Origin of the sequence: Litoribacillus peritrichatus (genome assembly GCF_039537985.1) — a bacterium.
Lineage (GTDB): Bacteria > Pseudomonadota > Gammaproteobacteria > Pseudomonadales > Litoribrevibacteraceae > Litoribacillus > Litoribacillus peritrichatus.
On sequence record NZ_BAABBN010000007.1, the window covers coordinates 86,478 to 98,538 of the forward strand.

Consider the following 12,061-nt stretch of genomic DNA (forward strand, 5'->3'; position numbering starts at 1 on the left):
ATTGATAATTATTATCATTAACGAGGTATGATATGACCAAGCTGGCACACCCACAAAAACAAAATAACTATAAGTTACTTGCTGTTGCGATTGCGGCGGCGATTTCTACCAATACGACTTTTGCAGCGGAAGCAGAAACCGAAGAGCATCGCGATCTGAACATGATCGAAATTAAAGGCCAGGCTACGGGTGGTATAGATAGATTGATCACGACTGAAGAACTAGAGAAAATTCAGGCTAATGACTTAGCTGATATTTTCCGCCTTGATCCTCAGATTAATGCGAGTGGTTCTGTGGGTATGGGCCAGAAAATCTATCTTCGTAACATTGGTGAAGATGCGTTAAATATTTCTGTGGATGGTGCTGAACAAGCGGGTGCTATTTTTCACCATTCAGGTCGTGTTGCAGTAGAGCCAGACTTATTGAAGCAGGTAGAAGTGGAAGCGGGATCAGGTAGCGCAACCGTAGGCCCTGGTGCTCTGGGTGGTTCGGTGCGCTTTGTAACCAAAGACCCTAGCGATTTATTAGAACCGGGTGAAACGGCCGGTGCTTTGATTAAAGGTACGTATTACAGCAATACTGAAGGTTATAAATCTTCTACTTCGGTATTCAGTCGAGATGAGTCAGATATCGTAAGTGTGTTGGCCAGCTTTGTGCGTTCTGAACATGATGATGCAGAAGATGGCAACGGTGATGAAATTATAGGCTCTGAATCGAGTCAAAAAATGAGTTACGTAAAATTAGTAACGAAATTTAGTGATGAGCAAAAGCTGTCTGTCAGTTATGAAAAGTTGAAAGAAGAAGGCGACATTCTTTATAAACCTGAGTTGATAGCAGCCCCTGGAAATTTGCCAGCAAAAACAGAAGGCTGGAGAGATACGGCCATTCTGAATTATGAGTTTGACTCAATAAACAATGACCTTCTTGATCTTTCAATTAATTTATATAAAACCGATTTAGAGCAAGAGCGCTTTTCAGTCAAAGGATCTCAATATCCAAACGGTAAAGTAGAAACGCATGGTGCGACGATTCAGAATACTTCTTTGGTTGCTAATCATAAGTTAATTTATGGTATCAACTATCGAGATGATGAAAGTTCATATACAGAAGCAACAACGAGCACTGCGAATAAAGAAACAGGCAAAGTAAAAGGTGTTTATATACAGGATGTCATTGCGGTAACGGATGCGTTTACGGTTTCAACCGGTGTTCGTTTTGATGACTACGAACTGATTGATATTAATGATCAGAAAATCACCAGTGATGGCTTCAGCCCGAATATCAGTGCTAACTTTGACATTACTTCAGAGTGGAGTGTCAGTGCTGGTTATGCCGAAGCGCTACGTGGTGCAGAAGTTAAGGATGCTTTAAAGCTGTATAGCTCAAGAATATCAAATGACCCTGATCTTCAAGCTGAAAACTCGAAAAACTATGAGGTTGGCATCGATTTTTCTCGCGGAGGCTTCAGTTTTGCAGCAGGTGTTTATAAGTCCGTCATTGAAAATGCCATTAGCGGTGAGTTCCCGTGGTCGAAACTCAGTGAAAATCTGGATGAGGATATTGAAACCGTTGGTTACTTTGTACAAGCTGACTACGTTTGGGATCGCTTGACTGCAATGGTCAGTTTCAATAGTGCAGATACTGAAGTTGATGATGTTACGGCAATTCGTTATGTCTATGGGTCTACTGCCGCATCCAAAGGTGACACCTTAGTGACTGATATTTCATATGAGTTCACTCAAGACTTTATGATGGGCTGGACGGCTGAGTTTGTGAAAGGCATTCATGACATTGATATTGAACTGAATGATGACGCAAAACCTACTCCTCAGCCTCTCAAACCAAGTAAACCTGGTTATGGCGTGCACGATATTTATGCGCGTTGGTTGCCAACATCAAATGAAGATTTTTCTTTAACGTTTACCGTTAAGAACTTATTTGATAAACAGTACTTGGACCACTCCAGTGTTGAGGATCTTACTTCCGGTACGGGTTATGAAGCAATCAGTGGCTCACCAGAAGCCGGTCGTGATTTCCGTCTGACGGCTGCATTGCGAATCTAGGGCTGATACAGCCTCCAGTTTAAACGCTCTTGGGTGGGCGATGCGGCAGGGTTTCATAGTGGGCTCTGTCGTATTTCAAAGCGTAAGCTTCCCAGTCGATGACTCAAGAGCGTTTTCCGACATTCAAAACATTGAGCAAGGCATTGTTCAACCACCGCATCTTTCCTAATCCTTTGTATTGCGTGAAAAAGATCGTTTAAAACGGCAGTCGCGTGAGAGGTGCAATCTGACAGTGAATCAGATGAGAAGATAAATAATGAGTGTGATGAAACGAATAAGAACTGCGGTATTAGGGTTCGCAGCTGTGCTGGGTGGCGTGTTTTCGACCTTAGCCATGGCGCAAGCGTCCCAGATGACAGTGACTGACCTGGCAGGGCGAACCGTCCCAATGGCCAATCAGGTAAACAGAATTATTTTAGGTGAGAGCCGATACATACCGGCTTTGGCCATTTTGGATAAAGAACAACCGCTGAAACGAATTGTGGGGATGCTGGCGGATTTTAAACAGACAGATCCAGGAAGTTATGAGCAATATCGCCACAAGTTCCCAGAAATTGAGCGTATTCCTCAAGTGGGACACGCTTCCGCAGACAGTTTCAGTGTTGAGCGAGTGTTGTCGCTGAAAGCCGATGTGGCGATTTTCGGTTTGGAAGGGCATGGGCCGACGTCCAGGAACGCAGAGTTAATTCAGCAGCTAGAGCGTGCTGGTGTGGCGGTTATTTTTGTGGATTTTCGTCAAAAGCCTTTGGTGAATACGGTTAAGAGTATTGAGTTGCTGGGTAAGGTATTGGGTCGTGAGCAACAGGCTCTGGCATTTGTTGAGTTTTATACCGAACAACTGGCGAGGGTTGAAACCAAGTTGGCAAAAATTCGTCAGGATGAAAGCCTGGCTGCACCGAGTGTATTTTTACACAGTCGGGTAGGCTTGCAGGATTTATGCTGTGAAACCATGGTTCGGGGCATGATGGCGTCGTTTGTGGAGGCCGGACAAGGTAAAAATGTGGCCAAAGAAATCGTACCAGGCGCTGCCGGGGTGATGAATCTGGAATATTTACTCACCATGCAACCGGACATCTACATTGCAACGGCCATTGGTTCCGCGCAGGGTGCAAAAGAAAGAGCAGAATCGGACGATGATAACCAGCCATTGTACATTGTGTTGGGTGCGGGGGTGGATGATGCAATGGCGAAAGCGTCTTTTCAACAAGCACTGCAAGGTTCCGGCGTGATGGAGCTGGAAGCGATTCAATCGAAACGGGCATTCGCAGTGTGGCATCATTTTTATAATACGCCGCTGAATGTGGTAGCGGTGCAAGCCTTTGCTAAGTGGATGTACCCGAACGAGTTTGCCGATTTGGACCCAAAACAAACCATGCAGACCTTGTTTGATCGTTTTCAGCCGGTACCTTTGAATGGCACTTACTGGACCAGCTTATGAACACTGTGGAGGAAAGGTTATGACGGATGTAGCACAGCCCTCAGTGGATCGGGCAGACAAAAACACCTGTGTTGCAGGCAGCGGGAAATTGGCAGCAGATTATCGTCAGTTTGTCTGGAAACGAAGTGTACTTTTAATAGTGATGGCCTTAGTGGCCGTCACTTCGTTGTTATGGGATATCTCTACCGGGCCAGCTCAGCTGGGATTATGGGATGTATTGGCTGGCTTGGTTCAGCCTGATCAACTGGAAGCCAGCACCCGGGTCATCATCTGGGATGTACGTTTGCCTTACGCGCTGATGGCGTTGGTGGTCGGAGCCTGTTTGGGGTTAGCCGGGGCTGAAATGCAGACGGTGCTGAACAACCCGTTGGCCAGCCCGTTTACTTTAGGGGTGGGTGCGGCAGCGACGCTGGGTGCATCGTTGACGATTGTTTGGGATTTCACCTGGCTGGGCCTGAGCTTTACTTATTTGTTGCCTTTGTCTGCGTTTGTGTTTGCAACGGCGGCGTCGTTATTAATTCTGGTGTTGTCCAGAAGTTTGGGCGCAAGTGTTCATACGGTGGTGTTGTTCGGGATCGCTTTGATGTTCGGATTGAATGCGGTGGTGGGGTTATTGCAATTTGTGGCCGACAGCAGTGCCCTTCAGCAGATTGTTTTTTGGACCATGGGCAGTTTGGCCCGCGCCAGCATGGAAAAGGTAACCATCGTTTTTACGGTATTTGTGATTTGCGCCATTTGGTCAACGGTTCATCTTTGGTCTTTAACGGCGTTGCGCAGTGGTGAGGATCAGGCGAGAAGCATCGGAATCAATGTCGAGCGTGTCCGGCTTGTCGTGTTACTGCGAGTGAGTTTACTGACCGCTGTTGCGTTGGCCTTCGTGGGTGAAATTGGTTTCATTGGTTTGGTTGGGCCGCACATTGCGCGCATGGTGCTGGGTGAAGATCACCGCTTTTTCTTACCGGGCAGTGCTTTGGCAGGGGCTATTTTGTTATCCCTTTCGTCGATTGCCAGTAAAGCCTTGATTCCGGGAGTTATCCTGCCGGTGGGTATTGTGACGGCACTGGTGGGCATTCCTTTGTTTATCAGCCTGATTATGACGCGCGGCAAGGAGTACACCTAATGACGTTATCCATTAAGCACATGAACGTAGGTTATCGTTCGCGTCGGGTGATCTCCGATATTAATTTGCCTGACATAAAATCAGGTTCTTTGGTGGCGGTATTGGGGCCAAATGCGGTGGGTAAATCGACCTTTTTGAAGTCGTTGGCGGGCATTAATAAATACTCGGGTGAAGCGCGTTTGAATGAAGCGCCGTTGTCCGGGCTGCCGCGCTCAGAATTCATCCGAACATTGGGCTATTTACCACAAACTTTGCCGCAAGCGACGACTTTGGTGGCGTATGAGTTGGTGTTCAGTGCTTGCCGTGCGGTTCGTACTGATCTTTCTCAGGCTGAGATTGAGCATTCCATTGATAACGTGTTTCGGCGTTTAGGCATTGAGTCTTTGGCATTACGCCGCTTAGCGGAAATGTCGGGCGGTCAGCGTCAGATGGTGGGGTTGGCTCAGGTCTTGGTTCGTCAGCCTAAATTATTGTTATTGGATGAGCCTACCAGCGCTTTGGATTTGCATTGGCAATTGAACGTACTGGAAACCATCCGTGAAGAGGTGACCAGCACCGGTGCCATTGGCTTAGTGGCGAGTCACGATTTGAATTTGGCCCTTAGGTTTTGCGATCAGTTACTGATTTTAAGTCAACAAGGGGTGCTGGCAATGGGGTCGCCGGATGAAGTACTAACGTCTGATAATCTGCGTTTGGCGTACGGCATTGAGGGGCGGGTGGAACAATGCTCGCAGGGGTATCCCATCGTACTGGCAGATCGGGCGATTGCCTGAAGGCCTTGATATTTAAATATCGAGATACAAATCAAGCGGAGGCGTTGAACATGGCACAAGACACAGCAATGCAATCATCTTTCATTGATCAGATGACGGCTGAACAAAAATCAAGCAATAAGTTTGATGCAGAGGATGGGCAAGTCGGGCTGGGCGAGTGTGCCAGAGAAGCTATTATTGATACACCCAAAGCCAGTGTGTATTTGCAAAAAATGTGTAAGCATTTCACGCACCGGGTACCGGCCCATTGGAACACCGTGCAAGGCAAGGTGTTCTTTGACATGGGCTGGTGTTTTATGACTGCAACGCAGCAAACGTTGAGCGTGCGTTGCGAGGCGAACTCGGAGCCGGAACTGGAAGAAATTCTGGAAACGCTCAAGCGCCATTTTGATCGTTTCGCGCTTAAAGATCAGTTAGTTTTGAATTGGATGTAAAATAGCCAAAAATCTGGTCGACGGGGCATCAAAAGGTGGATAGAATCCGCTCCCTCGTTTATGGGTCTCGAACGAGATCATCGAAATAGAATTCAGCGGAGCCAGCATTTGTTATGGGGTGGCTCAGTATTTGGTCTGCATCGGTTGATGCCTGTTTTTTGTAAGTCAGGGTGTATACATTATGAAATCAAGCCCCTTCGAACACTGGGATATTGAAACCGCGAAAGAAACCTATGGTATTGACCATTGGGGTAATGGCTATTTTGATGTCTCGGACGACGGCGAAGTGATGATTACTTGTCCGGTGAACGGCTCGGACACAGTCAAAGTACCTCTGATGGATGTGATTTCGGGCATGAAAGACCGCGAGTTGGACATGCCTGTTTTACTGCGCATTGAAAATCTGCTCGATCAAAGCATCAGTAATATCAACGAAGCATTCCGTTCGGCCATCAAGGCCGCAGAATATCAGAACATTTACCGTGGCGTGTTTCCAATTAAAGTGAACCAACAATGCCACGTGGTGGAAGAAATCGCCCAGTTTGGTAATCGTTACAATCACGGTTTGGAAGCGGGCAGTAAGCCTGAACTGATCATTGCGATGGCATCTTTACCCAGTGATGAAAGTTACATTGTTTGTAATGGCTATAAAGACGAAGAGTTCATCGATTTAGGTTTACGCGCTATCCAGTTGGGGTGGAAGTGTTTCTTTGTGGTTGAAACTCCGAGTGAAGTCCCGCTGATTATTCGCCGCAGTAAAGAACTGGGCGTGAAGCCGATGATAGGTACGCGCATCAAGTTATCCACCACTGTCGAAGGCCATTGGGAAAACGACAGTGGCGACCGCAGTATTTTTGGCTTAAACAGTTTGCAGCTGGTGGAAGTGATTGATCAGTTGAAAGCGGCGGACATGATTGACTGCCTTGAAATGCTGCATTTTCATCTGGGGTCTCAGATTCCGAGCATTCATAACATTCGTCAGGGCGTTCAGGAAGCGTGTCGTTATTACATCAGCATGATTAACGAAGGCGCGCCAATGGGGTATCTGGATACCGGTGGTGGCTTGGCGGTGGATTACGATGGGGCTCAACACCGAGGCACGCACAGTAAAAATTATACGATGGATGAGTATTGTGTCGACATCGTAGAAGCGGTGATGCAGACCCTGGACCCGCTGAACATTCCTCATCCGGTGCTGATGTCGGAATCCGGCCGGGCCACCGTGGCTTACTCCAGTTTGTTTTTGTTTAACACCTTGGATGTGGCCCATTTTGATCCCGTTTTTAAAGTCGAAAAGCCTTCGGACGACAGCGATGAAACGTTGAAGAACCTGTTTGAGGTGACCGAGCGTTTGAATCCGAAAAACGTTCAGGAATGTTATAACGACGCCATTTTCTATCGTGATGAGATTCGTCACTTGTTCAATCGTGGTCAGGTCAATCTTCGGGTTCGTGCTCAGGCAGAAAACGTGTTTTTGAGTATCGTTCAAGGGGTTCAGTCCATTGCACCTTCTGTCGAACATTTACCGGAAGAACTGACCAATCTACGGGAAGATTTGGCCGATATTTACTATGGTAACTTCAGTGTATTTCAATCGTTGCCGGATGCCTGGGCGATTGGTCAGGTGTTTCCGATCATGCCGGTACATCGTCTTAATGAAATGCCAACCCGGGAAGCGATGATTGCGGATTTAACCTGTGACTGCGATGGCAAGATTGATAATTTCATTGGTGGCCGAAAAACCTTGCCGCTTCATCCGTTGAAAAAAGATGAAGAATATTACATGGGGGTTTTTCTGGTCGGGGCGTATCAGGAAACATTAAGCGATTTACACAATTTGTTTGGCGATACCAACGTGGTCAGCATTCGCATTAATGCCGATGGCAGTTACGACTTTATGCGTGAGTTGCATGGTGACAGCATTGCTGATGTATTGAGTTACGTGGAATACGACCCTAAGAGCTTACGCGACAAATTCCGTAATACGGTGGAAAAAGCGGTGCGTCGGGGCAAGATCAGCGTATCGACACGACAGCAAATTCTGGCCGCGTTTTCCGCCAGCTTAAGTGGCTATACCTACTACGAAAATTAGATTTCATTTTTAGATTTAGAGAAACAACGATATACATTTAACGAACATAATTTTAACGGACTCAATTTAAACGGAGAGTTGCTCATGGCAAAGGTAATGATCATTGGTGCCGGTGGTGTTGGTGGTGTGGTAGTGCATAAGTGCGCTCAGCTGCCAGAAGTTTTTACTGACATTATTTTGGCAAGCCGTACTGAAGAAAAGTGTAAGTTGATTGCCCAACAAGTGGCGGAAAAAACTGGTGTGACCGTTCGTACTGCTCAGGTGGATGCGGATAACGTGCCCGAGCTGACGGCTCTTTTGAAAGCAGAACAGCCATTCATGGTGATCAACGTGGCTTTACCATATCAAGATCTTCACATCATGGATGCGTGTCTGGAAGCAGGTGTTCATTATTCGGATACTGCCAACTATGAGCCACCGGAAGAAGCCAAGTTTGAATACAAGTGGCAGTGGGCGTATCAGGAGAAATTCCGTGAAAAAGGTTTGATGGCATTGTTGGGTTCGGGCTTTGATCCGGGTGTGACCAATGTTTATACCGCGCACATGGCCAAGCATCATTTTGATGAAATTCATGAATTGGACATCATTGATGTGAATGGCGGCGATCACGGCCACCCGTTTGCTACCAACTTCAACCCGGAAATTAACATCCGTGAAGTAACGGCTGAATGCCGACACTGGGAAGACGGTGCTTTCCAAACCACCGATGCGATGTCCACTTCAAGCAGCTTCGAATGTCCTGAAGGTGTGGGAACGTACAATATCTACCGTATGTATCATGAAGAGCTGGAGTCTTTATCTAAGCACTTCCCGACGTTGAAGAAAGGCCAGTTCTGGATGAGCTTCTCTGAGAACTACCTGAAGCATTTGGAAGTGTTGGAAAACATCGGCATGACTTCGATTGAACCGGTGGATTACAACGGCACCGAAGTGATTCCGTTGCAGTTCCTGAAGTCAGTACTTCCTGACCCGGCAAGCCTTGGTCCTCGTACCAAAGGTCGTACTTGTATCGGCTGTATCGTTCGTGGCATCAAAGACGGCAAAGAGAAGCTGATGTATGTGTACAACATCTGTGATCACGAAGCCTGCTACGCAGAAGTGAACTCCCAAGCCATTTCTTACACTACGGGTGTGCCGGCGATGATTGGCGCCAAGATGATGATTGAAGGCAAGTGGATGCAAGAAGGTGTTTGGAACATCGAGCAGATGGACCCGGACCCATTCATGGAAGACCTGAACAAATACGGTTTGCCGTGGAATGAAGTGGAGCTGGATAAGCACCCGCTTGATAAGTAACAGGAATAAATCCGGAGAGAATGTAAGCTCCGGCTGAATCAAACAGCGTTCCTTTTTACGTTGCCTCAATGGCACATCCCTGTGCCAACGAGGCTATCGCGACATCCTGTCGCTGCTTCAAAGAAATGCTGTTTGATTCTTTTATATTCTGACGTGTTAACTTCAATCATGTAATTTTCGAAATTACCTTCATCCCTCTCAAAGATGCGCTATGAAAACAAATCCTTTCAAGAAATTTGATGCTTCCCGAGTACCTTCGCCTTGCTTTGTTGTGGACGAAGTGGCGGTGGAAAATAATCTGAAACTGCTTAACTACGTGCAAGAGCAAAGTGGCGCCAAAGTCCTGTCTGCCTTGAAAGCGTTTTCCATGTGGAGCCTTGCGCCTTTGGTCAGCAAGTATTTGTCGGGCACTTGTTCCAGCGGTCTGAATGAAGCGCGCTTAGGCGCTGAAGAATATGGCGGTGAAGTGCATGTGTTTTCTGCTGCGTATACGGAAGCGGATTTGAAAGAGATTTTAAAGATTGCAGATCACTTGGTGTTTAACTCGTTCAGCCAGTGGCAACGGTTTAAGCCTTTGGTTCAGCAAACGCAACAGCAACGCGATGGCAAGCCGGAGGTGGGCTTGCGCATTAACCCGGAACATTCGGAAGGCGCGGTAGCGATTTATGACCCATGCGCCCCTTGCTCCCGCTTGGGTATCCCCTACGCTGAGTTTGAAAAGGCGAAAGCAGAGCAGGGTGATGGTTATCTTGAAGGCATCAGCGGCCTGCACTTTCACACCCTGTGCGAACAAGGTTATGAACCCCTGGAGCGCACTTTAGCGGCCGTTGAGAGAACCTTTGGCCATCTGATACCTCAAATGCAGTGGATCAACTTTGGCGGTGGTCATCACATCACGGCGGAAGGCTACAACGTAGAAGGTCTGATTGAACGCATCAAACGCTTCAAGCAGGATCATAACGTTGAGGTTTACCTGGAACCCGGTGAAGCCGCCGCCATTCATACCGGTGTATTGGTGACGGAAGTATTGGACATCACCCACAACGTAATGGATCTTGCGATTCTGGATACCTCAGCCACCTGCCACATGCCGGATACGTTGGAAATGCCGTATCGACCGGACGTGTTAGGAGCGGATGAAGCTAACGTACTGCCGCATACCTATCGCATGGGTGGGATGACCTGTTTGGCCGGTGACGTGATCAACGATTACAGCTTTGCAGAACCTTTACAGGTGGGTGATCGCGTGGTGTTCGATGACATGTCTCATTACACCATGGTGAAAACCACCACCTTCAATGGCATCAACCTTCCGAGCATTGCTATTTGGAACAGCGAGACCGATCAATTGACTGTGGTGAAACGGTTTGGCTATGAGGACTTCAAAGGGCGTTTGTCGTAATTTGTTCAACTCAGGGAAGAATAGAACCTATGAATGAATTAAAGGATATCCGACGGGCTTGGTATCAGGCTTTCTACCAAGGCGATATTGAAGCGTTACAGAAATATGAAACCGACAATTTTGTGTTTATCTCCGGAACCGGAATAGAACGCCAAAACAGGTACGTTAACATTCAGGCTCGGGTGGAAAATGGCTCCTGGTTTAAAGCCAAGGTATTTCAGAAAGAACAACGCTTGGAGTTTAAGCCCTTATCTGAAAAGTGCTGTCTGGTGACAGGGATAGCTGAAGCCAATACCGAACAGTGTAGCTTTGGTGCTGTTTACTTCAGTGAAGTGTGGAGCAAGTCGGGCAATAACTGGCGTGTTGAAAGCTTACATGTTTCAAACGTTGATAAAGTACAATGAACCTTTTCATAATCTTGTTTTCGAGTTTAAGTCATGACCAAAGAACTGACGTACCCCATTTTTCTAGGCTCTGAGATTGAGCACCCGAAGCCTGAAGAGGCGTTGTTTCATATTGTGCCTGTGCCGTTTGAGCGCACGGTTTCCTATGGTGGCGGCACCAATGAAGGCCCGTCGGCAATTCTGGAAGCCTCTTGGCAGTTGGAAGAGTGGGATGGCAAGAGCAAACCTTGTGAATTGGGGATTTACACCCATGACCCGGTAGACTGCAACGCCGATGCAGATCAGGTGATCGAAAACATCGCTGCGGCTGTAAAACCGATTTGTGAAATGGGCAAAATGCCGGTGGGCATTGGCGGTGAGCATACGGTCACTTACGGCATCATCAAAGGCATGTTGGATGCGGGCATCAAAGATTTTGGTATCGTCCAAATCGACGCGCACGCCGATTTACGTGAAGCCTACGAAGGCGACAAGTACAGCCACGCCTCGGTGATGAAGCGCTGTGTGGACGAAGGCATTCCCCTGTATCAATTAGGCATCCGTGCGTACTGTGAAGAAGAAATCGAAATTCGTAAAAAACATGGTGTGTATTACGCCGATGCCGATGACATAGTGCCACAAAACATCAGCAGCATTGAATTGCCGGAAGATTTCCCGAAGAAAGTCTTCTTCACTCTGGATATTGATGGCATGGACCCTTCGGTATTCCCATCCACAGGCACCCCGGTGCCAGGTGGCTTAGGCTGGTATCAGACCCTTGGATTGTTTGAGTCGGTGGCGAAACAACGTGAAGTCATCGGCTTCGATATCATGGAATTTGCCCCGATTGCAGGTTTCCACGCTTATGACTTTGCTGCGTCTTTGTTGATGTACAAGATGATGGGGATTGTTGAAAGGAATCGTTGATTTATTAAGTTAGTAGATTCGTTTTATAAATAAAGCAGGGAAATACTTGGTGTATTTTTGAACAAATATTTTGCAGGATGACTAGTAGTTGATATACTCGCACGCAACTTAGGGAGCGAGTTTGTGTGGTTAG

10 protein-coding genes are annotated in these 12,061 nt (G+C 47.3%); all 10 read left to right on the top strand.

Annotated elements, in window-relative coordinates; genetic code table 11:
* Window positions 1-32 precede the first annotated feature (32 nt).
* The 10 genes from ABD744_RS10195 (at window position 33) to speB (ending at window position 11,928) form a co-directional block, all read left to right on the top strand.
* On the top strand, window positions 33-2,063 hold the full coding sequence (locus tag ABD744_RS10195; RefSeq protein WP_344798143.1) for a TonB-dependent receptor domain-containing protein: 2,031 nt from the start codon (window positions 33-35) through the stop codon (window positions 2,061-2,063).
* 256 nt (window positions 2,064-2,319) lie between these two features.
* Window positions 2,320-3,501: an ABC transporter substrate-binding protein gene (locus ABD744_RS10200; protein WP_344798145.1), complete on the top strand. Its 1,182-nt coding sequence runs from the start codon at window positions 2,320-2,322 to the stop codon at window positions 3,499-3,501.
* Between the two features lie 19 nt (window positions 3,502-3,520).
* Window positions 3,521-4,621, top strand: coding sequence for a FecCD family ABC transporter permease (locus tag ABD744_RS10205; RefSeq protein ID WP_344798147.1), 1,101 nt, complete (start codon window positions 3,521-3,523; stop codon window positions 4,619-4,621).
* A complete protein-coding gene (locus tag ABD744_RS10210; protein ID WP_344798149.1) occupies window positions 4,621-5,394 on the top strand; it encodes an ABC transporter ATP-binding protein in 774 nt (257 codons plus the stop codon). The genes ABD744_RS10205 and ABD744_RS10210 overlap by 1 nt, the downstream gene beginning before the upstream one ends.
* Before the next feature lie 50 nt (window positions 5,395-5,444).
* Window positions 5,445-5,828: a DUF2218 domain-containing protein gene (locus ABD744_RS10215; protein WP_344798151.1), complete on the top strand. Its 384-nt coding sequence runs from the start codon at window positions 5,445-5,447 to the stop codon at window positions 5,826-5,828.
* A 181-nt stretch (window positions 5,829-6,009) separates the two neighbouring features.
* Window positions 6,010-7,920 carry a biosynthetic arginine decarboxylase gene (speA, locus tag ABD744_RS10220; RefSeq protein WP_344798153.1) on the top strand — a complete coding sequence of 637 codons (1,911 nt, stop codon included), beginning with the start codon at window positions 6,010-6,012 and terminating at the stop codon, window positions 7,918-7,920.
* 84 nt (window positions 7,921-8,004) lie between these two features.
* Window positions 8,005-9,216: a saccharopine dehydrogenase family protein gene (locus tag ABD744_RS10225; RefSeq protein WP_344798155.1), complete on the top strand. Its 1,212-nt coding sequence runs from the start codon at window positions 8,005-8,007 to the stop codon at window positions 9,214-9,216.
* Between the two features lie 211 nt (window positions 9,217-9,427).
* Window positions 9,428-10,618, top strand: a complete 1,191-nt coding sequence (nspC, locus tag ABD744_RS10230) for a carboxynorspermidine decarboxylase (RefSeq protein WP_344798157.1) — start codon at window positions 9,428-9,430, stop codon at window positions 10,616-10,618.
* Window positions 10,619-10,647: 29 nt separating this feature from the next.
* Complete coding sequence (locus ABD744_RS10235; RefSeq protein WP_344798159.1) at window positions 10,648-11,022, top strand: DUF4440 domain-containing protein; 375 nt, start codon at window positions 10,648-10,650, stop codon at window positions 11,020-11,022.
* 33 nt (window positions 11,023-11,055) lie between these two features.
* Complete coding sequence (speB, locus tag ABD744_RS10240; protein WP_344798161.1) at window positions 11,056-11,928, top strand: agmatinase; 873 nt, start codon at window positions 11,056-11,058, stop codon at window positions 11,926-11,928.
* Window positions 11,929-12,061 lie beyond the last annotated feature (133 nt).

What these genes read in the sequence shown, in the direction of transcription:
- ABD744_RS10195 (WP_344798143.1), top strand. Translation starts at nt 33, where the DNA reads ATGACCAAGCTGGCACACCCACAAAAACAAAATAACTATAAGTTACTT.
- ABD744_RS10200 (WP_344798145.1), top strand. Translation starts at nt 2,320, where the DNA reads ATGAGTGTGATGAAACGAATAAGAACTGCGGTATTAGGGTTCGCAGCT.
- ABD744_RS10205 (WP_344798147.1), top strand. Translation starts at nt 3,521, where the DNA reads ATGACGGATGTAGCACAGCCCTCAGTGGATCGGGCAGACAAAAACACC.
- ABD744_RS10210 (WP_344798149.1), top strand. Translation starts at nt 4,621, where the DNA reads ATGACGTTATCCATTAAGCACATGAACGTAGGTTATCGTTCGCGTCGG.
- ABD744_RS10215 (WP_344798151.1), top strand. Translation starts at nt 5,445, where the DNA reads ATGGCACAAGACACAGCAATGCAATCATCTTTCATTGATCAGATGACG.
- speA (WP_344798153.1), top strand. Translation starts at nt 6,010, where the DNA reads ATGAAATCAAGCCCCTTCGAACACTGGGATATTGAAACCGCGAAAGAA.
- ABD744_RS10225 (WP_344798155.1), top strand. Translation starts at nt 8,005, where the DNA reads ATGGCAAAGGTAATGATCATTGGTGCCGGTGGTGTTGGTGGTGTGGTA.
- nspC (WP_344798157.1), top strand. Translation starts at nt 9,428, where the DNA reads ATGAAAACAAATCCTTTCAAGAAATTTGATGCTTCCCGAGTACCTTCG.
- ABD744_RS10235 (WP_344798159.1), top strand. Translation starts at nt 10,648, where the DNA reads ATGAATGAATTAAAGGATATCCGACGGGCTTGGTATCAGGCTTTCTAC.
- speB (WP_344798161.1), top strand. Translation starts at nt 11,056, where the DNA reads ATGACCAAAGAACTGACGTACCCCATTTTTCTAGGCTCTGAGATTGAG.